Raw genomic sequence first — 21,379 nt, forward strand, 5'->3', positions numbered from 1 at the left:
CTCATGGCAGTAGGCAAAGAGATACGTGGCAAGATCAAAAGCGTAGAAAATACGAAGAAGATCACCAAGGCGATGGAAATGGTTGCCGCATCGAAAATGCGCAAAGCGCAGGATCGTATGCGCGCCGCCCGTCCCTACAGTGAGAAAGTTCGTAACATCGCTGCAAATCTGGCCAACGCAAACCCAGAGTACACGCACCCGTTCCTGGCCGATGAAGCCAAGGAAACGGCGAAGGCGATTGGTTTCATCGTGGTCACGACCGACAAAGGTCTGTGCGGCGGCATGAACACCAATATCCTGCGTCTGGTGACGAACAAATCGCGTGAGCTGGAAGCCGCTGGCAACAAGATTGCTGCAGTGGCGATTGGTAATAAAGGTTTGGGTTTCCTGAATCGCGTCGGCGTGCCGGTGGTGGCGCAAGTCACCCAGATCGGCGACACCCCGCACCTGGAAAAACTGATCGGCCCGGTAAAAGTCATGCTGGAAAAGTTCCAGAATGGCGAGGTCGATGCGGTTTACCTGTGCTACACCAAGTTCATCAACACGATGAAACAGGAACCGGTGGTCCAGCAATTGCTGCCCCTGCCGGCTGCAACCAAGCAGGCTGACGCAGGTAATCACAACTGGGATTACATCTACGAGCCGGATGCAGCGACTGTCATCGACGAACTGCTGGAGCGCTATGTAGAAGCGCTGGTGTACCAGTCGGTGGCGGAAAACCTGGCGTCCGAGCAATCGGCGCGGATGGTGGCGATGAAGGCGGCCAGCGACAACGCGGGTAGCGTGATCGGCGAATTGAAGCTGATCTACAACAAGACCCGCCAGGCTGCAATTACCAAAGAACTCTCCGAAATCGTCGCCGGTGCGGCAGCGGTTTAAACGAATTTAACTATATTTGAAGGAACGAACATGGCTGATGGCAAAATCGTTCAGTGTATCGGCGCGGTGGTTGACGTTGAGTTTCCACGCAACGCAATGCCCAAGGTATTTGATGCCTTGAAGATGGAAGGCTCCGAGCTGACGCTGGAAGTACAACAACAACTGGGTGACGGCATCGTGCGTACCATTGCACTGGGTACGTCGGATGGTCTGCGTCGCGGCATGATGATCCAGAACACCGGCAAGCCAATCATGGTGCCAGTGGGTAAAGCAACCCTGGGTCGCATCATGGACGTGCTGGGCAACCCGATTGACGAATGCGGCCCGGTCGCGCACGACCAGATCGCTTCGATCCACCGCGCTCCACCAGCATACGATGAGCTGTCGCCATCGCAAGACCTGCTGGAAACCGGCATCAAGGTGATTGACCTGGTCTGCCCGTTCGCCAAAGGCGGTAAGGTGGGTCTGTTCGGTGGCGCCGGCGTCGGCAAGACCGTGAACATGATGGAACTGATCAACAACATCGCTAAAGCACACTCGGGTCTGTCCGTGTTTGCTGGCGTGGGCGAGCGTACCCGCGAAGGTAACGACTTCTACCACGAGATGGCTGATGCGAAAGTGGTCGATCTGGAAACCCCGGAAAACTCCAAAGTCGCGATGGTCTACGGTCAGATGAATGAACCACCAGGCAACCGTCTGCGCGTCGCGCTGACCGGTCTGACCATGGCGGAAGCGTTCCGTGATGAAGGCAAAGACGTGCTGTTCTTCGTCGACAACATCTACCGCTTCACCCTGGCCGGTACCGAAGTATCCGCACTGCTGGGCCGTATGCCTTCCGCAGTGGGTTACCAGCCTACCCTGGCCGAAGAGATGGGCCGTCTGCAAGAGCGCATCACCTCGACCAAAACCGGTTCGATCACCTCGATCCAGGCCGTGTACGTGCCAGCGGATGACTTGACCGACCCGTCGCCAGCGACCACCTTCGGTCACCTGGATTCGACCGTCGTTCTGTCGCGTGACATCGCCTCGCTGGGTATCTACCCTGCGGTGGACCCACTGGATTCGACCTCGCGTCAGCTGGACCCGCTGGTTGTGGGCCAGGACCACTACGACACCGCCCGCGCCGTGCAAGGTACCCTGCAGCGCTACAAAGAACTGCGTGACATCATCGCGATTCTGGGTATGGACGAACTGGCGCCGGAAGACAAACTGCTGGTCTCGCGTGCACGTAAGATGCAGCGTTTCCTGTCGCAGCCGTTCCACGTTGCTGAAGTGTTTACCGGCGCGCCGGGTAAATACGTTTCGCTGAAAGACACGATCAAGGGCTTCAAAATGATCGCGTCGGGCGAACTCGATCACCTGCCAGAGCAAGCGTTCTACATGGTCGGCACGATCGAAGAAGCCATCGAAAAAGCCAAGAAACTCAACTAATTGTTTGAGTTGTTCGCCTCCGCTGTAAAGCGGGGGCGTTCTACCCGATAGGACACACATGGCAAACACTATTCACGTTGACGTGGTTTCGGCAGAGGAGTTGATCTACTCTGGCGAAGCCGAATTCGTCGCGTTGCCGGGTGAGCAGGGCGAGCTGGGTATCTACCCGAAGCACACGCCGCTGATTACCCGCATCCGTCCGGGCGCGGTGCGCATCCAGGTTCCAGGCCAGGCTGAAGAAGAATTCGTCTTCGTCGCCGGCGGCCTGCTGGAAGTGCAGCCTGGCGCGGTGACGGTGCTGGCGGATACCGCGATTCGCGGCAAGGATCTGGACGAAGCCAAAGCATCGGCCGCCAAGAAACGCGCTGAAGAAACGCTGGCCAACAACAGCTCCGGCATCGACTACGCGAAAGCGCAAGCCGAACTGGCAGCGGCCATCGGCCAGCTGGCAGCCATCGCCAAACTGCGCGCGAAGCACTAAGCAACGCAACCCGGTAGCACAGCAAAAAGGCAGCCTCGGCTGCCTTTTTTTATTGCTTATGATCGAAGTTCGATCAGCGTACACGGCCGAACAGCAGAAAGTTCTGATTTGAAGACCGTGCTGACCTGATGCCCTATCAGCTCATTGGCCAATCGTCGCGGTAGCGACTCATCTAGCAGAATACGCTTGTTCAGCGGTCAACCGCTCAGCGATTTCGAGTGCGCCAATCGCAGAGTTTTTCGTTACTGAAGGAAAATCATCTAGAAAGCTCTCGATAGATTCGCCAGCTTTGAGATAGTCGAATAGCGCGGCCAGTGGGACGCTTGTGCCCACAAAAACTGGTGCGCCACTATAAATCTCCGGATGACAATGGATAATTGAGGCAGTCATAATTTCCTCGCTTAAGTGGTTCTATGCCGTTTAAGTATAGTCCATACGCTTTCCAAACTGCTTGCGCTGCTAGGTCTGTCGGAAAAAGACCGTAGCGTGGAACTTGTGTCTGACCTAGGTTTTGGTCAAAAGCGGCATGCACCCCGACCTCAACGCGCGTTGCAGCTGACGCGGTAGTCGGATGGGGGCTTGCCGACGAGTTTTTCGAAGTCTGTGGTGAAATGCGCCTGATCGTAATAACCCAGTTGCTGGGCCAGCTCGGCCAGGCTGATAGCGCTGCCTTGGGCCAGCAGGTCGGCGGCGTCCAGCAGGCGCTTGCGTCGGATGATCCACTTGGGGCTGGCGCCGATGTAGTCCTTGAACAGCAGCTGCAGCTTGCGCACGCTGATCCCGGTATGATCGGCCAGCTGCTGCACTTGTGTGATGTCGGCATGGTCGTCGATTACCTGCAGGATGGTGGCAATGCGCTCCACCGCCGGGTCCGGCGTTGGCAGCGCGCGGCGCAGGAAGGCGCTGGCGGCGGCGACCATGCCGGCATCGTCGGCCGCGTCCATCACGCTGCGCTCGGTCTGCGCGTCGTCGCAGGCAAAGACTGCGGACAACGGCAACTGGCGATCGGTGATCGACTGCACTTCGGCTTGCAGGAAGGCGCGAAACGCGCCGGGCCGGAAGCTGATGCCCAGCACCCGCCCGCTGCCTTGCAGCGTATATTCAAACGATCCCGTCATCACGCCGAAGATGGCCGTGCGGCCCTCGTCAAACACCAGATGGATGGCGTGGCGAGGCAGGGTGCGCTGCACGTGCACCACGCCGTCCGGCAGCGTCCACGCCACCAGCCAGAAGTGTTCGACAAACGGCGCCAGGTCGGCGTCCGGCAGGTAGCGCTCCAGCCGGAAAACTTTTTCGCCGGCCGCCGGATTCACCACACCGCGGGTCGGACGCGGTACACTTTGCAGCGTTGTCATATTGCGTTCGCGTTTTTACAAGACCCCCATCTTAGCAAGAGTTATCGTGCGTTTTCACCCAACCGAAGGAGAAAATCATGGCACCGCAACTGACCCTGTACCACTGCCCGCAATCACGCTCGACCGGCGTGTTGACCTTGCTGGAAGAACTGCACGCACCGTACGAGCTGCATGTGATGAACATGAAAAAGGGCGAGAACCGCGAAGCCGCCTACCTCGCCGTCAACCCCATGGGCAAGGTGCCGGCGATCCGCCATGGTGACGCCATCGTTACCGAACAAGTGGCGATCTACCTCTATCTGGCCGACTTGTTCCCGGACGCCAAACTGGCGCCGCCGCTCGGCGACCCGCTGCGCGGTCCCTATCTGCGCTGGATGGCGTTCTACGGCAGTTGCTTCGAGCCGGCGATTGTCGACCAGTGGCTGAAGAACAAGCCGGCTGACAAGCAAGCCTGCCACTACGGTGATTTCGACACCATGTTCAACACGCTGATCGAGCAGCTGGGCAAAGGCCCGTATCTGCTGGGCGAACGATTCAGCGCGCTGGATGTGCTGTGGGGTACGGCCTTCGGCTGGATGGTGATGTTTGGCCTGGTGCCCAAGCTCCCCGTCATCGAACAGTACATCGCGCGCGTCAGCCAACGACCGGCGGCATTGGCCGCGCGTGAAAAAGATGCGGCGCTGGTCGCCGAGCAAGCGGTGGCATGAGCGATTCCCCTGTCACCGCCATTATCGGCGTGGTGCTGGCGCTCGGCCTGCCGACGCTGTTCTCTTTCCTGTACCGCGACAGCCAGGGCCAGCCGATGAACATCCGGCGCCATCTGCTGACGACGTGGGGTTGTTGCCTGACCGTGCTGGCGTGGCTGCTGCTGTGGGAACAGCGTCCGCTATCCAGCATCGGCCTCGTCTGGGGCAATTACCTGGCCTGGCTGATCGGCGCCGCGCTGGGATTGACGGTGTTGTCCACATCGGTGCTGTCGGTGATCCAGGCCAGCAAGGCCGGCAAGGCGGCGGTGCCGGAAGGCTCGGAAGCGGGATTGACGCGGCTGCTGTCGACGCCGGCCTGGTTCCGCTGGGCGGTGGTGATCACTGCCGGCGTCACCGAAGAAATCATGTTTCGCGGCTACCCGATCGAGAGCCTGCACGAAATCACCGGCAGCCTGTGGCTGGCGGCGCTGATACCGCTGACGGTGTTCACGCTGGCGCACCTGGGCGGCTGGTCGTGGAGCCACCTGGTTGGCGTGCTGTTCGGCGGCGGGTTGTTGACCGGCCTCTATCTGTGGCAGCGCGACCTGGTCGCCTGCATCATCGCCCACGCGCTGATCGATTCGCTGATTATCTTTCTGCCGGCATTGCTGAAAAAACTGGCAGCGCGCCAGCTGGTACAGCCTACGTCATTGAACGCTGGATAGCCTGGACTTTGCGCGATAGCGGCTGTAGCGCATTTTCGATGAGAGCAAGCGCTAACTCCGGCTGCGCGCTGCCGCACATGAAAATGTCGGCGGCGGCGAAGCCGCATTCGGGCCAGGTGTGAATGGTGATGTGGGACTCGGCCAGCAGCACCACGCCGGTCACGCCCTGGCCGTCGCCGAAGGCATGGAAGTGGCTGAACAGGATGTGTGCGCCGGCCGCTTCGGCTGCCTGGCGCAGCAGCGTTTCCAGCCCGGCGCAGTCGCTCAGTTTGCCGGCGGCGATGCCGTTCAGGTCGGCCAGCACATGGGTGCCGGACGCCACATGCGTCGTCGTCGCCACTGGTAGCGCTTCGCGCTTCACTTGTGGCCTCCGCCGCCGGAACCGCCACCCCAGCTGCCGCCGCCACCGCCGGTGTGCGAACTCCACGAGCTGCCGCCGGCGCTGCGGCCCGAGCCGCCGCTCACCATGCGGGTCCAGCTGCTACCGGCGCTGAACAGCACGACGACGATCGCGTAGATAAAAAATTTGCTCATGTTTTTTCGTTATCGTCCAGGAAGACAGCAGGCAGGTAAATGGCGATCGCGGCGATCGCCGTCATGAACCAGGTGCCGGAGAAGTTGAACAGCAGCGGCACCGCATTCACCACCAGCATGAACCAGATGATGTACTTGGCCGTAGTGCGATAACGGTTGTTGCCGAACGGCTTGGACTTCGACGGCGCTTTCACCTTGCCCTTGAAGCCTTTGCCGAACCACATCGCCAGCTGGTCGGCCGACACCGGCGAGGAGCGCGACCATGTCATCTCGCTGTCGGTGGTCTCGGCGGCCAGCCGCAACTGGCCGGCCTGGAATTCCGCCACCTGCGCCTTGTCGCCGACGGACACGCGCCAGTTGAAGGCGCCCACCGCATAGGTGACTTCCGCCTCGTAGCTGTACAAGGCGGAAAACTGCACCTTATCCACAGCCACATTACCGGCGCCGGGCATGTACGACATCGGCCACGACGACAGCACGTTGGCACCGGACCAGCCGTCTTCCGTCAGCACCAGCCAGGAGAAGCCGGCGCGCGGGCCGTACATCAGATATTCGTCCCACTCGTTGGCCTCATCGTCGGCGCGCCGCATCATGCCGATGATGGTGAAGTCCTGGTTGTTGATCTTGGCGGTGGCGCCCAGTTCCAGCATCAGCGGCACGGCTTCCACCCGTTCGCCGGCGGCCACCACCTGCGCTTTCGGACTGGAGGCGTCGATCTGCGTGGCGCAGGCCGGGCATACCAGGTTGGCGGTAATGCCGGGCAGATATTTGATCGGCGTGCCGCACGACGGGCAGTCCAGCGCCGTGAGCTTGCCGCGATAGCGGCCGGCCGCGCGCTGGATGGTGTCGTCGTCGCGCAGCAGCTGGCATTGCAGGCTGTCGAGCGTGACGGCGATACCGGTGTAGACCACCGGTTGCGGACCGTCGGAATAATCGAGCGTGATGAATTCCTGGCCGCGGCGGAAGTCGGCCACTTTGGCCTGGTAGCCGTCGCCTACCTTGAACGGCAGCTCGCCCTGGCCGCCGATGCAATCGGCCACGCGCACTTCGGCCGCCGTGTACAAGCCGCCGCCGATGCCGTAGGTTCGGCCGGGCACCAGGTCCTCGAAAGCCTGCGGCGGCTTGGCGCCGTCGTATTCGGCGGTGATGGTGTACATGCCGGACGAATCGCCCAGCCACGAGGTTTTACCGTCGTCGAACAGCAGATACCATTCGTTCCACATACCGGCCGAGTAGCGCAGCTGGATGCGGCCGACCACGGTGAACGGCCGGCCGCCGAGCACGCCGGCGGTGCCGATCTGGATCGGCGAGTAGTCCTCCAGCACGGACGACATCTTGCCCAGGTCTTTGACGGCGTTGGCATCCTTGAGCACTCGTGTGCTGCAATACTCGCAGACCGCCATGACCGAGGCGTGCGAGCGGAATTTAACTTCCGCGCCGCAGCTGGGACAGGAAACGATTTGCATGCAGTATTAGCCGATCAGTTTTTTCAGCAGCTCGGCCTTGGTGCTGTCGTAGTCGGCGGCCGAGATCAGGCCTTTGTCGAGCAGGCCCTTGAGTTTTCCCAGACGGTCTTCGATCGAGTCCTCGGTGGCAGGTGCGGCAGGTGCGGCGGCTTGCGGCGCTAGCGTGCCGCCCATGGTCTGGCCGATCACCTGGCCCACCGACAGTCCGGCACCGAGGCCCGCGCCGATGCCGGCCAGGCCGCCCTCGTTGCTGGCCGCTAGTGGAATCGAACTAGCCACCTGGTATTTGGTAAAGCCGGCCAGCTTGTCGGCGCTCATGCCGCCCTTCATGCCGGCCGAGATGCGCTCGTCCAGCGCCGCCTGCAGTTCTTCCGGCAGGCTGACGCTGGCCACGTTGAATTCATCCAGTGCGATGCCATAGCGGGCAAACGCCGTGGTCAGGTCGCCCTTGACCTGCTGCGCCATCAGCGCCTGGTTGGCCGCCATGTCGAGGAACGGCACCTGCGACGCGCCGAGCGAACTGGCCATGCTGGCCATCAGAATGCCGCGCAGCTGGTCTTCTACCTCGTCGCGGGTGTAGACCTCGCGCGTGCCGCTGATTTCGGTGAAGAAGGTACGCGCGTTGGTCACGCGGTACGAGTACATGCCGAAGGCGCGCACGCGCACCATGTCGAAGTCCTTGTCGCGGATGGTGATCGGCTGCGGCGTGCCCCATTTGCGGCCGGTCTGCACGCGGGTGCTGAAGAAGTACACGTCCGACTTGAACGGCGAATCAAACAGCTTGTCCCAGTTTTTCAGGTTGGTCAGCACCGGCAGCGTGCGGGTGGTCAGCGTGTGGGTACCGGGACCGAAGACGTCGGCCACCTGGCCTTCGTTGACGAACACCGCCACCTGTGATTCGCGCACCACCAGCTGGCCGCCGTTCTGGATCTCCTGGTCGGCCATCGGATAACGCCATGCCAGCACGCCGTCGGTGTCCTCGTTCCATTGCAGTACATCGATAAACTGCTTCTTGATAAAGCTGCCGATACCCATGATGGTCCTCGCTTCGAAATTAGGAAATGCCGGCGCCGTTGATCACGCCGATGGAAATGGAAATCGCGCCGAGCAGGCCGCCGAACGCCGTGTTGTTCGCCTCAATCTGGTCTTTGGACATGTTCAGCACCCGCGTGGTGATGGCGTAGGCCAGCATCTGGATCAGCATGGCGCCGAAGGCCCAGGCGAAAAACTGCTGGTAGTCGAGAGTATGCATCAGCGCCGAACCGATGGTGATTGAAAAACCGATCACCGCCCCGCCCAGCGATAGCGCCGCCGCCTGATTGCCCGCGCGGATCAGCTTGACCTCGTCGAACGGCGTCGACCAGGTGTAGGCCTTGAAGAACACGGCCAGCAGCAAAGCGGCCAGCAACAGGTGAATCAGGTAGTTTAGGATGGCGGGCACGGCACACCTTCAGGTAAAGTATTACTTGATAATAATGCAAATGAGCAGAAATGACCAAAAAGATTCTGATTTTGTCCGTCTTCGTCGTGGCGTCGTGTGGACTGGCGTATGAGCTGATTGCCGGTGCGCTGTCCAGTTATCTGCTGGGCGATTCGGTGCTGCAGTTCTCGACGATTATCGGATGCTACCTGTTTGCGATGGGCGTCGGCGCGCATTTCTCCAAGTACGTCAAGGACGAGGATGTGCTGGCGCGCTTTGTCGATATCGAGCTGGCGGTGGGCCTGATCGGCGGCGTGTCGGCGGCGGTGCTGTTCCTGACCTTCGCGTGGATGGCGGCGCCGTTCCGCACGCTGTTGTACACCATGGTGTTTCTGGTCGGCGCGTTTGTCGGTATGGAGGTGCCACTGGTGATGCGCGCGCTGAATGCGCGGCAAACCGAATTCAATGAACTGGTCAGCCGCGTGCTGACTTTCGATTATCTGGGCGCGCTGGCGGTGTCGCTGCTGTTCCCGCTGGTACTGGCGCCGTATCTGGGCCTGGTGCGCACCGGCTTCCTGTTCGGCATGCTGAATGTCGGCGTGGCCCTGTGGACAATCAAGGCGTTTTCCACAGAGCTGAAAAACGTCACCGGCCGTTTGCTGCGCGCCAGCGCGGTGTTGTGCGCCTTGGTGTTCGGCTTTGCCTTCGCCGACAAGATGACCTACTGGGGCGAGCATGGCCTGTTCGGCGACGAAATCGTGTTTGCCACCACCACGCCATATCAGCGCCTGGTCATCACGCGCTGGAAGGACGATACGCGCCTGTACATCAACGGCAATCTGCAATTCTCGTCGCGCGACGAATACCGTTATCACGAGGCGTTGGTGCATCCGGTGCTGCAGCCGCTGCCCTGGGCGAAGCGGGTGCTGGTGCTGGGTGGTGGCGACGGCCTTGCGCTGCGCGAGATCCTGCGCTACCAGAACATCGAGCATGTAACGCTGGTCGACCTCGACCCCGCCATGACCGGCGCCTTCACCCACCGCGAGGAACTGGTCAAGCTCAATCACGGCTCGTTCAGCGACAAGCGCGTACGCGTGGTGAACGCCGATGCGGCCATCTGGCTGCAGCACAACGACGATATGTTCGACGCCGTCATCGTCGACTTCCCCGATCCCTCCAGCTTCGCGCTGGGCAAACTGTATTCGGTGCCGTTCTACGGCATGGTGCGCAAGCATCTGGCGGCCAATGGCCTGATGGTGGTGCAATCGACGTCGCCGTTCTTCGCGCCGCACGCTTACTGGACCATCGATTCGACGCTGCGCGAAGTGGGCCTGAAAACCTATCCGTATCACGCCTACGTGCCATCGTTCGGCGAATGGGGCTTCATCCTGGCGATGTCACAGGCCAACTACGCGCCGCCCACCAGCTACCGCCTGCCGATGCGCTACCTGAACGCCGACACCACGCGCGAGATGTTCATCTTCCCGCCCGATATGAAGCCGCTGCCGATGGAGCCGAACCGTCTCAACACCCAGTCGCTCGTGCATGAATTCGAGCAGGACTGGCGCCGGGTGATCCGCTGATGCAGCGCCGTTCTTTTCTGGTGTGGGCTGGCGCTTCCGGCCTGGCCGTCACCGGCAGCGGGCTGGCGTTCCAGCGCTGGCAGGAGATCACGCCGACCGTGCATTACGTTGGCCGCGATGAGGGCCACTTCCTGCGCGACCGCCGCGCCATTCCGCCGCCGTCGCAAGTTATCCACACCGATGTGGTGATACTCGGCTCGGGCGTGTCCGGCCTGACCGCCGCGTGGAAGCTGAAAAAGCTCGGCAAGACCGATGTGTTGATGATCGACGGGCCACAGCCCTACGGTAACGCGGCCGGCGGCGCGTTCGGCGAATACGAATATCCGACCGGCGCGCACTATCTGCCGCTGCCGTCGCCGGAGTCCACGCACGTGCGCGAAATCCTGGCGGATCTCGGCATCATCCAGAAGGACGCCTTTGCCGAGAAGCCTTACTACGACGAGCGCTTCATCCTGCATGCGCCGGAAGAGCGCCTGCTGTTCAACGGCCACTGGCAGGACGGCTTCATTCCCACCGACGGCGTGCCGAAGTGGGAGCTGGATGAGCACAAGCGCTTCTTCGACGAAGTACACCGGCTGCGCCAACTGCATGGCGCCGATGGCCGCCGCGTGTTCGTGTTCCCGACCGTGATGTCGTCGGAAGATCCCGAGTGGCAGGCGCTGGATCGCATCTCGCTCAAGCAGTGGATGGAGCAGAACGGCTACAAGTCGCCTACGCTGCACTGGTATCTGAACTACTGCTGCCGCGATGACTATGGCACGCGCTACGACAAGGTGTCGGCGTGGGCCGGCCTGCATTACTACTGCAGCCGCTGGGGCCAGGCCGCCAATGCCGGCAACGGCGCCTGGCTGACATGGCCGGGCGGCTTGCAGCCGCTGGTATCCGGCATCGAGCGCGCAGCGGAGGTCAAGCGCATGGCGGGGACGGCGATATCGCTGAAGAAAACCGCCGATGGCGTCGAGGCCCTGTGCTTCAAGCTGGAAAACGGCCAGGCCACCAGTTACCTGGTGCGCGCGCGCAAAGCCATCTGCGCGATGCCGACCTATGTGGCGGCGCGGGTTGTGGATAACATCGGAGAATACGGTTTCGACGCAACTAAGCATGTACCGGAATACGCGCCGTGGATGGTGGCGAACTTCCTGCTCAAGCGCTTTCCCGAGGAACTCCAAGGCGGGCCAAACCCGCAGCCGCTGTCCTGGGATAACGTGGTGTACAGCGAGCCGGGACTGGGCTTCGTGGTGTCCACCCACCAGGATATCCGCGTGCAGCCGCCGGAAAAAACCGTGTTCAGTTCCTATGTCGCGCTGTCCGACCGCAAGGCCAGCACGGCGCGCCACTGGATGGCGTCGGCCACGCCGGAAGAGCTGCTGGCGCTGGCCAGCGCCGATCTCAAAACCGCCTACGGCGCGCAATTCGCCTCCTGTGTGGAGCGGGTCGACATCACCCTGAGGGGGCATGCGATGGCTGTTCCTTGGCCCGGTTTCCGCAACAACGCTGGCATGCGAGCATTGCGTGAAGTAGATGGTCCGATTTTGTTTGCCCATGCCGACCTGTCAGGCTTTTCCGTTTTCGAGGAAGCCGCCTGGTGGGGATATCGCGCGGCACAGCTCGCCGCTAAATGATAAGCTCAATTCATGACACACAATGCCCGCCAGCGCTTTCGCGCCCCGCCTAAACTCAAGCTTCGCGATGAAGACGCCGACGATGACGTCTTCTCCAGCCGTGCCGCCAATCCGAAGCTGCGCAAGTCCAAGGCCAAGGCGCTCGACCTGGAACGCACCGCCGCGCTGATCGACCGCATCGCCGCTTTGCAGGACAAGCTGTACGCGCAGCACAAGCAGAAAGTGCTGCTGGTCCTGCAAGGCACGGACACCGGCGGCAAGGACGGCACGGTGCGCGCGCTGTTCAAGGGCATCAGCCCGATGGGCTTGCGCGCCGTGGCTTTTAAAGGGCCGACCGACGCCGAACTGGCGCACGATTACCTGTGGCGCGTGCACCAGTACGTGCCGGCCAACGGCGAGATCGCCATCTTCAACCGCAGTCATTACGAAGATGTGTTGATCACCAAGGTGCAGGGCTGGATCGATGACGACGAGTGCAAGCGCCGCTACGCGCAGATTCGCGACTTCGAACGCATGCTGGCGGAAACGGGCACGGTGATCATCAAGGTATTCCTGCACATCTCGAAGGAAGAACAGCGCGAGCGCTTGCAGGAGCGCCTGGACGACCCGGACAAGCAGTGGAAATTCAATCCGGAAGACATCAAGCAACGCGAAAAATGGGACGACTATCAGCGCGCGTACGAAAAGGCGATCCGCGAGACGGATGCACCGCACGCGCCATGGTATGTGGTGCCGGCCAACTCCAAGACCCATCGCAACCTGGTGATCGCCAGCCTGCTGCTGGAGACGCTGGAAGGCATGGACCTGAGCTATCCGCCGCCGCATCCGGATCTGTCGTCTTTCACCGTGGAGTAAGGAGATGACATATGCTGCAATTGAAAGATCCCAGTCTGCTGCGCCAGCAGGGCTACATTAACGGCGAATGGACTGATGCTGACGGCGGCGCCACGCTGGCCGTCACCAACCCCGCCACCGGCGAACAAATCGGCACCGTGCCGGTGATGGGCGCGGCCGAAACCAAACGCGCCATCGACGCTGCCAACGCCGCCTGGCCGGCGTGGCGCAAAAAGCCCGCCGTCGAACGCGCGCGCATCCTGCGCAAGTGGAATGACCTGATCCTGGAAAACACCGACGACCTGGCGCTGCTGATGACGGCCGAGCAGGGCAAGCCGCTGTCCGAGTCGCGCGGCGAGGTGGCGTATGGGGCGTCGTTCATCGAGTGGTTTGGCGAGCAGGCCAAGCGCGTGGCCGGTGAGACGCTGCCGTCGCCGTGGCAGGACCGCCGCATCCTGGTCACCAAGGAGCCGATCGGCGTGTGCGCCGCCATCACGCCGTGGAATTTTCCGATTGCGATGATCACCCGCAAGGCCGGGCCAGCGTTGGCCGCCGGCTGCCCGATGGTGCTCAAGCCGGCCGAGTCGACGCCGTACAGCGCGCTGGCGCTGGCGGTATTGGCGGAACGGGCGGGCGTGCCGGCCGGCGTGTTCAGCGTGTTGACCGGTAAATCCAAGGACATCGGCGGCGAGATGACCGCCAATCCGCTGGTGCGCAAGCTGACCTTTACCGGTTCCACGCAGGTGGGCCGACTGCTGATGGAGCAGAGCGCGCCGACCATCAAGAAACTGTCGCTGGAGTTGGGCGGCAACGCGCCGTTCATCGTGTTCGACGACGCCGACCTGGACGCGGCGGTGGAAGGCGCCATCGCCTCCAAGTACCGCAATGCCGGCCAGACCTGCGTGTGCGCCAACCGCATCTACGTGCAGGACGGCGTGTACGAAGCGTTTGCGCAAAAGCTGGTGGCGGCGGTGGAAAAGCTCAAGGTCGGCAACGGCGTCGACGAGGGCGTGACGCAAGGTCCGCTGATCGATGAGAAGGCGGTGCAAAAGGTCGAACAGCATGTGGCCGATGCGCTGGCCAAAGGTGGCCGCCTGCTGTTGGGCGGCAAGCGTCACGAGCTGGGACACAGCTTCTTCCAGCCGACCGTGATTGCTGACGTGACTGCCGACATGCTGGTGGCCAAGGAAGAGACCTTCGGTCCGATGGCGCCGCTGTTCCGCTTCCACACCGATGACGAAGCCATCGCCTTGGCCAACGATACCAAGTTTGGCCTGGCCAGCTATTTCTATTCGCGCGACGTCGGCCGCATCTGGCGCGTGGCGGAGGGACTGGAGAGCGGCATGGTGGGCATCAACACCGGCCTGATTTCCACCGAGGCGGCGCCGTTTGGTGGCGTCAAGCAATCTGGCCTGGGGCGCGAAGGTTCGCACCTCGGCATCGAGGACTACCTGGTGGTCAAGTACATCTGCCTCGGCGGCATATAAGCGCGATGGTGCTGCCGGCCAGCCGGTCCACCATGCGTTTGACGGCCGCCATCTGGCGGCCATTTTTTTGCGCGTAGCGCGTGTCGTCATACGCCCACCAGTCCCAGCAGCTGTTCGGATTGGCGAAGGTGGCGACGGTTTGCGGATACAGGACCAGCATGCGGTTGGTGTCGGCCCAGGCGTTGTAGCCGGCGTGACGGATGAACAGCGTGCCGATGCTGTCCTGGTTTTGCTGGCAGCCGTGGAACGCCACATGCAACCGGCAGCCGCCGCTTTCGCACGATGCCGGCACGTACAGGTAGCCGGTGTCGGCCATGCCGTGCCAGGTGGGCAGAGCGATGAATTCCGACTGGTCGAAGGCGATGAAGCGGCCGCTCAGCGTGCCCGTATTGCGCGCGGCCAGCGGGCCGTAGATCCAGCTCAGCAGGGCACCGGCGGCGTCATCGTTGCAGTTGTTGATGTAGGGCGAACCGAGCGTGGCGCAGGTGTTGCCGTAGCTGTCAGTGGGCATCGCGTGTTCGGCCACCAGGTTGCGCTGGTAGGTGATGCGGTTGGCGTCGATGTAGTGGCGGTAGTAGGTCAGCAGGTCGTTCATCACCGCCTGGGGCACCACCGAATCGAGGGTGCCGGATAGCATCCAGACGCGGTGGCTGGCCAGCGCGCTGGTGGGATCGATGCTTTGCGAGGCGGCGAACCAGTCGGTGAGGGTGATCAGGTCTTGCACGCGGGTGCCGCCGGGACGCACGCGGCAGGAGAAGAATTCGTTGGTGCAGGTACAGGTGGTGGTGGCGGCGTAGACGCTGCCCTGCGCGCAGAAATAGGGGCCGCCGGCAATCACCCCGGCGCCGATCACGGTGCGCGAAAAGGCTACTTCGAACTGCACCGCCATAAACGCGCCCGACGACAGGCCGGAGACGCTGACCTGGCCGGCATTCAACGCCGGCAGCGACATCACCTGCGCCTGGGCGATACTGACCAGCCATAGCAAGCACCACAACAAGATCCGCATATCCGCCTCCGTCGCATGACGTTAGCGCGGTGGGCGGCGTTTTACTTAATCTGGATCAATCGTGCGACGGGCACTAAATTGGACTAGAATGATTTTTTTACTATTCTTTCCGGCCGACACCATGTCCAAGACTTTCGCCCAACTGTGCCTCGTTTCCTCGCTGACCATGCTGGCCAGCGCTTCCGCGTTTGCGCAAGCACCTGCCGCCGCAGCGGCAGCGCCGGCGGCGACTGCTCCCGCCAGCTGCCCGGCCATCCTCAAGCAATCCTTCAAGCGCCTGCAGGACGATTCGCCGCAGGACCTGTGCCAGTATTCCGGCAAGGTGATCCTGGTGGTCAACACCGCCAGCTACTGCGGCTTCACCAACCAGTATGAAGGTCTGGAAGGGCTGTACGCCAAGTACGGCAGCAAAGGCCTGGTGGTGCTGGGCTTCCCGTCGAACGATTTCGGCCAGCAGGAACCCGGCAGCAGCAAGGAAATCGCCGATTTCTGCTACAACACCTACGGCGTGAAATTCCCGATGTTTGCCAAGTCGGTGGTGTCCGGCAAGGAGCCGAATCCGTTGTTCGCCAACCTGATCAAAGCGACCGGCAAGGCGCCGGCCTGGAACTTCCACAAGTACCTGATCGACCGCAACGGCAATGTGGTCAACAACTTCGGCAGCAAGGTTACGCCGACCGACAAGCAACTGGTCAGCGCCGTCGAAAAAGCGCTCGGCACCTGACGCTTGGGTCTTGACTAAACGCTGGCCAGGACGAAACCTTCATCCAGCCAGCCGGTAATGCCGCCGGTCATCAGCTTGACCGGCCGGCCCAGTTGCGCCAGCCGCACGGCGGCGCGGGCCGCGCCGTTGCAGTGCGGGCCGGCGCAATAGACCACGAACAGCGTGTCGGCCGGAAATTCGGCGAGCTTTGAGCCGATGATCTTGCGACGCGCCAGATCCAGCGCGCCGGGCACGTGGCCGGCTGCGTACTTTTCCGTTCCCCGTACATCCAGCAGCACGAAATCCGGTTGGCCGCCGGACATGGCATCGTGCACGTCCCAGCAATCGGTTTCGTAGCGGAAGCTGGCTTCAAAGTGGGACAGCGCGGCGGCGCTGTCGGCGGCGGGAACGGCGGTAACGTGGGACATCGGACTCTCCTATGTAGATGAGCCTTCATTGTGCCGACGCACCGCTACCGCCAGAAGTGGCGCACAGGCCATTATCCGGTAAGATTACGCCATGAAAAAACATCTGGTGGTGGCGCTGGCGTACGATCGCCTGTGCACATTTGAGTTTGGCTGCACGGTCGAACTGTTTGCGCTGGAGCGTCCGGAACTGGACGTTGACTGGTACGACTTCGCGGTCTGCGCCGTCGAGCAGGGGCCGATCCGCGCGGCCGGCGGCATCACGGTGCAGGCGCCGTATGCGCCGGAATTGCTGGCGCTGGCGGACACCATCATCATCCCCGGCTGGCGCGATGCCGACGAATTGCCGCCGCCGCAACTGCTGGACTGGCTGCGCGCCGCCCACGCGCGCGGCGCGCGTTTGTGTTCGATCTGCTCGGGCGTATTCGTGCTGGCCGCCGCCGGTCTGCTGGACGGCCAGCGCGCCACCACCCACTGGCGCTACGCCGAGCGGCTGGCGCAACGTTATCCACTGATCGACGTGCAGCCCGACCATCTGTATGTGGATAACGGCCAGGTGATCACCGCCGCCGGCTCGGCCGCCGGGCTGGACATGCTGCTGCACCTGGTGCGGCGCGACCATGGCGCCAAGGTCGGCAACCTGGTGGCTCAGCGGCTGGTGGTGGCGCCGCATCGCGAAGGCGGGCAGGCGCAATTCCTGCCGCGTCCCATGGCGCAGGGCGAGCAGGGACGCTTGTCCAAGTTGCTGGACTGGCTGCGCAGCCATCCGGCACAGCCGCACACGGTGGCCAGCATGGCCGAGCGCGCGGCCATGAGTCCGCGCACCTTGCAGCGCCAGTTCCAGCAGGCTACCGGCTTCGGCCCGGTGGAATGGTTGATCCGCGAACGCGTTGCCATCGTCAAGGAGATGCTGGAAGACCCCGATGTGCCGCTGACGCAGATCGCCGAGCGCGCCGGTTTCGGCTCGGAAGAATCGCTGCGCCACCACTTCCGCCGTCTTGCCGCGACGACACCGGGCGCTTACCGCAAACGCTTCGTGCTACGCTAACCGTCTCACTTTCTGGGAGACAGTCATGGCCTATGTAGACGGTTTTGTGGTCCCGGTGCCCAAGGACAAGCTTGAGGCGTACAAGAAAATGTCGCGCGAATGCGGCGCCGTGTGGAGGGAACTTGGCGCGCTGGAATTCCGCGAGACAATGGCCGACGATGCGCCACCCGGCAAGCTGACCTCTTTCCCGCAAAGTGTGATGCTGGAGGAAGGCGAAGTGGTGGTGTTTTCCTGGATTGTCTACGAATCGCGCGCCAAACGCGACGAGATCAACGACAAGGTCATGAAAGATCCGCGCGTGCGCGCGTTCATGGACCCGGCCAACATGCCGTTCGACGCCAAGCGCATGATCTATGGCGGCTTCGAGATGATGATCGACCTGTAGAGGGTTTGACGCTGCTGGCCGCTGTCAACGTGCCGCACCTGTTCAACCCGCACACCGCTGCGCCGGGGTCTGACCCCGCGGGTCAGACCCTTTCGTTCGGAGTTCTGACGACGCGTAGCACGCCGCGCAGGGCGTTGCAGAGGATGATGTCGTCGGCAGTGTCCAGCATTGCGCGCGTGATGACGGATTCGCCCGCCTGCCAGTCTGGATCGTCCAGCAACACACCGCGCATTACGCCTGGCAGCACGCCGGCGCTCAGTGGCGGCGTCAGCCAGCGGCCATCGATGCGGACGAAGACGTTGCTGCGGCCGCCCTCGGTCAGTTCGCCGCGTTCGTTGAAGAACAGGGTATCGAATGCGCCTTGGGCTTCGGCGTCGCGCCAGGCGGCGTCGTAGCGCTGGCGGATGCTGGTTTTGTGGCGCAGGAACAGGTCGCCGCTGCTGGTGTTGTCTTCTGCCAGCAGCACGCGCACCGGTTCGGCCAGCGGCGACAGCGGCGCGTGCTGCACCGAGAAGGCGCCGGACGGACTGAGGGCCAGGCGCAGGCGATAGGCCGCGTGCTGCGGCTCCAGCATGGCGCAGGCGGTATCCAGATAGGCATCCGCCGCCTTTACATCCCAAGGGAAGCCGAAGTAGGCGGCAGATGCGGCCAGCCGTTGCAGGTGGCGCTCGCGATGGCGTACGCCGCCGGCTGGCGTGGCGCGCATGGTTTCGAAAATCTCGAAATCGTTTTGCAGGCCGGTGAGGAAGCGTGCCTTGAGTTTGCACTCGGCGTATTCGTCGCTGGCGTCGCTGTCGAAGACGATGCCGGCGCCGACGCCCATTTCGCCGTGGCGCACGCCGTCCGCGCCTTGCGGCTGCAAGGTCAGCGTGCGGATCGGTACCGACATGCAGAAGTCGCCGACCTTGCCGCCGTCGCTATCCTTGCGAGGATCGAACCAGCCGATGGCGCCGGTGTAGATGCCGCGCGCGTCCGGTTCCAGTTCGCGGATGATTTCCATGGTGCGGCGCTTGGGCGCGCCGGTGATCGAGCCGCAGGGATACAGCGCATCAAAAATGTCGTGCAGCGTGGCGTCGTCGCGCAGCTGCGCGGTGATGGTGGAGGTCATCTGCAGCACGCTGGTGTAGCGCTGCACGTCAAACAGCGCCGGCACTTCCACGCTGCCGGTGACGGCCACGCGCGCGATGTCGTTGCGCAGCAGGTCGACGATCATCAGGTTCTCGGCGCGGTTCTTGGGATCGGCAGCGAGGTTGGTGGCGCGCAGGATGTTTTCCGCTTGCTGCGCCGCTGGTGCGGCGGGCGCCGTGCCTTTCATCGGCCGCGCGGTCAGCATGCCGCCGCTGTGTAGCACGAACAGTTCGGGCGACAGCGACAGCACGGCGCTGCCGTCGTCCAGCGCGATCAATGCGCCGTAAGGGACGGGCTGGCGGCCGCGCAGGCGCGCGTACAGCGCATGGATGCCGCCAAACGCATCAAAACGCAGCCTGTACGTGTAATTGACCTGGTAGGTGTCGCCGGCCGCAATATAGTCGTGGATGCGCGCCAGCGCCGCGCTAAAGGCTTGCTGATCGATGTTCGGCCGGATGTTGGCGATGCCGGCCGGCCGGTCGATCGGGAACGAGCGCGCCGCCAGCCAGTCGCCGACCTGCGCGGCCGACAGCAGTGCGCAGTCACTGAACAGCAGGATCTGCGCCAGCGGTACGCTGTGCGCGGCACGTGGCGGCGCGTCGTCGGTGCGCAACGCCAGCAGTGCTTCGCCCAATTCGTAGCTGCATACGGTGACCGCGTATTCGCCGCGCGCCAGCGCTTCCTGCATTTGCGCCAGCAGTTGCGGCCACTGGGCGATGTCGTCGCAACGCAGCGTGGCGCGATGGCCGGTGTATAGGCGCGAACGGCCGCCAGCCTGGATGGCTTCCGGGCTGGCGTCATCCAGCAGGGCGAATACTTCGGTGTTCATACTGACGATAACAACAGTGTGATGTGCAGCGCCGCATCCTGCGACGGATTGTTTTTGAAGCCGCTCTTGGCGTAACGGTGCCAGCGGCCGATGACGAAGCTGGTCAGCATCGCCGCGCGCGCGGTGGCGTCGGCTTCGTGCGCCTGGCCCTCGCTGGCGGCGAGGCGCAAGGCCTGCTTCAGCGCCAGCTCCACGCGGTCATAGAATTGGTTCATGCGCAGCTGCAGGCGCTCGTCTTCATTGACCAGTGCTTCGCCGATCAGCACCCGCGTCATGCCGGGATTCTGGCTGGCGAAGTTGAGCAGCATGGCGACGATGTCGCGCGCCTGCGCCATGCCGTCTTCCTGGCGCTCGGCGATCTGGTTGATCAGGCCGAACACGCTCGATTCGATGAACTCGATCAGGCCCTCGAACATCTGCGCCTTGCTGGCGAAATGCCGGTACAGGGCCGCTTCGGAAAACGCCAGCTTGCGCGCCAGCGCAGCGGTGGTGATCTTGTCGCCCTTGGGTTGTTCCAGCATCTCCGCCAGCGCCTGGAGAATTTGCAAACGGCGCTGGCCCGGCGGTGTGCTTGCCATATGATCTCGCGGGTTAAATAAAAGGGAGGGTCAGCGCAACTGGTGCAGGCGTGACGGCAGGTTCCTGACAGATTTTACTTTGACATCGACATAAGCGGGGCGAATCAGTCGTTTTTGTGGATGGGCCAGGCCGGCTGTGTCGCCGATGGTCAGGTATTGCGTGATCCACGCGGTACGCATGCCCAGCTGGTGCGCGCTGCGCAGGTTGGCCAGCGTGTCTTCCACCAGGATGCAGCGGCCCGGCGTGAGCTGATGGCGGCGCATCAGCCGCTGCAGCATCAGCTTCGACGGCTTGGGCCGCATGTGGCGGTGTACCGTCATCGCTTCCACCGCGATGTGGTGCTGGAAGTGGCGCTGCAAGCCCAGATGGCGCAGCACTTGCGACGAGTAGCGGTGCGGCGCATTGGTCAGCAAGATTTTGCGGCCTGGCAGGCGGCGCAGCAGCTGGCGCAGTCCGCGCTCGGCGCGGATCATGGCGTTGAGGTCGTCGAAGCGGTGGGTCTCTTCCAGGAAGTGCGCGGCCTTGACGCCGTGGTGCTTGACCACGCCCAGCGTGGTGGCGCCGTAGCGCTGCCAGTAGCGGGTGCGGGTGGCGTTCACCAGCTCGTCGCTGGCGGGCGTGACGCCGTCGCCCAGCAACCGCGCCAGATACGCGTTCATGCCCGACATGATGGCCGGGAAGATGGCGTGCGAGGCGTTGTGCAGGGTGTTATCAAGATCAAACAGCCAGACGGGTGTGGAGCGAGTAATATTCACGTCATCTCTATCAGT

The 21,379-nt window shown here is 62.7% G+C and carries 24 protein-coding genes; 12 read left to right on the forward strand and 12 right to left on the reverse strand.

Annotated features, from left to right (window positions below; translation table 11 throughout):
* Nucleotides 1–3: 3 nt before the first annotated feature.
* The 3 genes from atpG to HH213_RS11385 are packed head-to-tail and all read left to right on the forward strand — an operon-like array spanning nt 4 to nt 2,791.
* The gene (atpG, locus tag HH213_RS11375; protein WP_110846059.1) at nt 4–879 is read left to right on the forward strand and encodes a F0F1 ATP synthase subunit gamma; all 876 of its coding nucleotides are present in this window, start codon (nt 4–6) and stop codon (nt 877–879) included.
* A gap of 30 nt (nt 880–909) precedes the next feature.
* The gene (gene atpD, locus HH213_RS11380; RefSeq protein WP_110846060.1) at nt 910–2,310 is read left to right on the forward strand and encodes a F0F1 ATP synthase subunit beta; all 1,401 of its coding nucleotides are present in this window, start codon (nt 910–912) and stop codon (nt 2,308–2,310) included.
* Between the two features lie 58 nt (nt 2,311–2,368).
* Complete coding sequence (locus HH213_RS11385; protein ID WP_110846061.1) at nt 2,369–2,791, forward strand: F0F1 ATP synthase subunit epsilon; 423 nt, start codon at nt 2,369–2,371, stop codon at nt 2,789–2,791.
* A gap of 168 nt (nt 2,792–2,959) precedes the next feature.
* On the opposite strand, the gene HH213_RS11390 is transcribed toward HH213_RS11385, so the two are convergent.
* Together HH213_RS11390 and HH213_RS11395 are read right to left on the reverse strand one after the other, a co-directional pair.
* Nucleotides 2,960–3,181, reverse strand: coding sequence for a DUF433 domain-containing protein (locus HH213_RS11390; protein WP_169112320.1), 222 nt, complete (start codon nt 3,179–3,181; stop codon nt 2,960–2,962).
* A gap of 149 nt (nt 3,182–3,330) precedes the next feature.
* The gene (locus tag HH213_RS11395; RefSeq protein WP_169112321.1) at nt 3,331–4,146 is read right to left on the reverse strand and encodes an AraC family transcriptional regulator; all 816 of its coding nucleotides are present in this window, start codon (nt 4,144–4,146) and stop codon (nt 3,331–3,333) included.
* Between the two features lie 77 nt (nt 4,147–4,223).
* Between HH213_RS11395 and HH213_RS11400 the strand changes: the two genes are divergently transcribed.
* Entirely contained in the window at nt 4,224–4,853 is a 630-nt protein-coding gene (locus HH213_RS11400) for a glutathione S-transferase family protein (RefSeq protein ID WP_169112322.1), read from the forward strand.
* Nucleotides 4,850–5,557 carry a CPBP family intramembrane glutamic endopeptidase gene (locus tag HH213_RS11405; protein WP_169112323.1) on the forward strand — a complete coding sequence of 236 codons (708 nt, stop codon included), beginning with the start codon at nt 4,850–4,852 and terminating at the stop codon, nt 5,555–5,557. Before HH213_RS11400 ends, HH213_RS11405 begins: the two co-directional genes overlap by 4 nt.
* On the opposite strand, the gene speD is transcribed toward HH213_RS11405, so the two are convergent.
* Genes speD through HH213_RS11430 form a run of 5 tightly spaced genes read right to left on the reverse strand, consistent with a single transcriptional unit; the run spans nt 5,535 to nt 8,998 of the window.
* Nucleotides 5,535–5,918, reverse strand: a complete 384-nt coding sequence (speD, locus tag HH213_RS11410) for an adenosylmethionine decarboxylase (RefSeq protein ID WP_110846066.1) — start codon at nt 5,916–5,918, stop codon at nt 5,535–5,537. The two genes, HH213_RS11405 and speD, sit on opposite strands and share 23 nt — an antisense overlap.
* Complete coding sequence (locus tag HH213_RS11415; RefSeq protein ID WP_169112324.1) at nt 5,915–6,091, reverse strand: hypothetical protein; 177 nt, start codon at nt 6,089–6,091, stop codon at nt 5,915–5,917. Before HH213_RS11415 ends, speD begins: the two co-directional genes overlap by 4 nt.
* Nucleotides 6,088–7,557, reverse strand: coding sequence for a DUF4178 domain-containing protein (locus tag HH213_RS11420; protein ID WP_169112325.1), 1,470 nt, complete (start codon nt 7,555–7,557; stop codon nt 6,088–6,090). The genes HH213_RS11415 and HH213_RS11420 overlap by 4 nt, the downstream gene beginning before the upstream one ends.
* Before the next feature lie 6 nt (nt 7,558–7,563).
* Nucleotides 7,564–8,592, reverse strand: coding sequence for an SPFH domain-containing protein (locus HH213_RS11425; protein ID WP_169112326.1), 1,029 nt, complete (start codon nt 8,590–8,592; stop codon nt 7,564–7,566).
* Nucleotides 8,593–8,611: 19 nt separating this feature from the next.
* The gene (locus HH213_RS11430) at nt 8,612–8,998 is read right to left on the reverse strand and encodes a DUF350 domain-containing protein (RefSeq protein ID WP_169112327.1); all 387 of its coding nucleotides are present in this window, start codon (nt 8,996–8,998) and stop codon (nt 8,612–8,614) included.
* A 50-nt stretch (nt 8,999–9,048) separates the two neighbouring features.
* Here HH213_RS11430 and HH213_RS11435 point away from each other — a divergent pair, with 50 nt between their 5' ends.
* Genes HH213_RS11435 through HH213_RS11450 form a run of 4 tightly spaced genes read left to right on the forward strand, consistent with a single transcriptional unit; the run spans nt 9,049 to nt 14,503 of the window.
* Nucleotides 9,049–10,560 carry a polyamine aminopropyltransferase gene (locus HH213_RS11435; RefSeq protein ID WP_169112328.1) on the forward strand — a complete coding sequence of 504 codons (1,512 nt, stop codon included), beginning with the start codon at nt 9,049–9,051 and terminating at the stop codon, nt 10,558–10,560.
* Nucleotides 10,560–12,182 (forward strand): NAD(P)-binding protein, encoded by a 1,623-nt coding sequence (locus HH213_RS11440; RefSeq protein ID WP_110846071.1) that lies wholly within the window; start codon nt 10,560–10,562, stop codon nt 12,180–12,182. Before HH213_RS11435 ends, HH213_RS11440 begins: the two co-directional genes overlap by 1 nt.
* Before the next feature lie 12 nt (nt 12,183–12,194).
* Nucleotides 12,195–13,037: a PPK2 family polyphosphate kinase gene (locus tag HH213_RS11445; RefSeq protein ID WP_169112329.1), complete on the forward strand. Its 843-nt coding sequence runs from the start codon at nt 12,195–12,197 to the stop codon at nt 13,035–13,037.
* Between the two features lie 11 nt (nt 13,038–13,048).
* Nucleotides 13,049–14,503 (forward strand): NAD-dependent succinate-semialdehyde dehydrogenase, encoded by a 1,455-nt coding sequence (locus HH213_RS11450; RefSeq protein ID WP_169112330.1) that lies wholly within the window; start codon nt 13,049–13,051, stop codon nt 14,501–14,503.
* Here the strand turns inward: HH213_RS11450 and HH213_RS11455 are convergent.
* Nucleotides 14,475–15,512, reverse strand: coding sequence for an extracellular catalytic domain type 2 short-chain-length polyhydroxyalkanoate depolymerase (locus HH213_RS11455; RefSeq protein WP_229263400.1), 1,038 nt, complete (start codon nt 15,510–15,512; stop codon nt 14,475–14,477). The two genes, HH213_RS11450 and HH213_RS11455, sit on opposite strands and share 29 nt — an antisense overlap.
* A gap of 121 nt (nt 15,513–15,633) precedes the next feature.
* Here HH213_RS11455 and HH213_RS11460 point away from each other — a divergent pair, with 121 nt between their 5' ends.
* On the forward strand, nt 15,634–16,236 hold the full coding sequence (locus HH213_RS11460; RefSeq protein ID WP_161055580.1) for a glutathione peroxidase: 603 nt from the start codon (nt 15,634–15,636) through the stop codon (nt 16,234–16,236).
* Between the two features lie 14 nt (nt 16,237–16,250).
* On the opposite strand, the gene HH213_RS11465 is transcribed toward HH213_RS11460, so the two are convergent.
* Complete coding sequence (locus HH213_RS11465) at nt 16,251–16,643, reverse strand: rhodanese-like domain-containing protein (protein WP_169112331.1); 393 nt, start codon at nt 16,641–16,643, stop codon at nt 16,251–16,253.
* A 91-nt stretch (nt 16,644–16,734) separates the two neighbouring features.
* Here HH213_RS11465 and ftrA point away from each other — a divergent pair, with 91 nt between their 5' ends.
* Together ftrA and HH213_RS11475 are read left to right on the forward strand one after the other, a co-directional pair.
* Nucleotides 16,735–17,688 (forward strand): transcriptional regulator FtrA, encoded by a 954-nt coding sequence (gene ftrA, locus HH213_RS11470; RefSeq protein ID WP_169112332.1) that lies wholly within the window; start codon nt 16,735–16,737, stop codon nt 17,686–17,688.
* Between the two features lie 25 nt (nt 17,689–17,713).
* A complete protein-coding gene (locus HH213_RS11475) occupies nt 17,714–18,073 on the forward strand; it encodes a DUF1428 domain-containing protein (protein ID WP_169112333.1) in 360 nt (119 codons plus the stop codon).
* An 82-nt stretch (nt 18,074–18,155) separates the two neighbouring features.
* Here the strand turns inward: HH213_RS11475 and pabB are convergent, their stop codons facing one another.
* Genes pabB through HH213_RS11490 form a run of 3 tightly spaced genes read right to left on the reverse strand, consistent with a single transcriptional unit; the run spans nt 18,156 to nt 21,364 of the window.
* Nucleotides 18,156–20,030, reverse strand: a complete 1,875-nt coding sequence (gene pabB, locus HH213_RS11480) for an aminodeoxychorismate synthase component I (RefSeq protein WP_169112334.1) — start codon at nt 20,028–20,030, stop codon at nt 18,156–18,158.
* Nucleotides 20,027–20,608 carry a nucleoid occlusion factor SlmA gene (gene slmA / locus HH213_RS11485; protein WP_110846078.1) on the reverse strand — a complete coding sequence of 194 codons (582 nt, stop codon included), beginning with the start codon at nt 20,606–20,608 and terminating at the stop codon, nt 20,027–20,029. The genes pabB and slmA overlap by 4 nt, the downstream gene beginning before the upstream one ends.
* Nucleotides 20,609–20,638: 30 nt before the next feature.
* Nucleotides 20,639–21,364: an HAD-IA family hydrolase gene (locus HH213_RS11490; RefSeq protein WP_169112335.1), complete on the reverse strand. Its 726-nt coding sequence runs from the start codon at nt 21,362–21,364 to the stop codon at nt 20,639–20,641.
* Between the last annotated feature and the right edge of the window lie 15 nt (nt 21,365–21,379).

Origin of the sequence: Duganella dendranthematis (assembly GCF_012849375.1) — a bacterium.
GTDB classification, from domain to species: domain Bacteria; phylum Pseudomonadota; class Gammaproteobacteria; order Burkholderiales; family Burkholderiaceae_D; genus Rugamonas; species Rugamonas dendranthematis.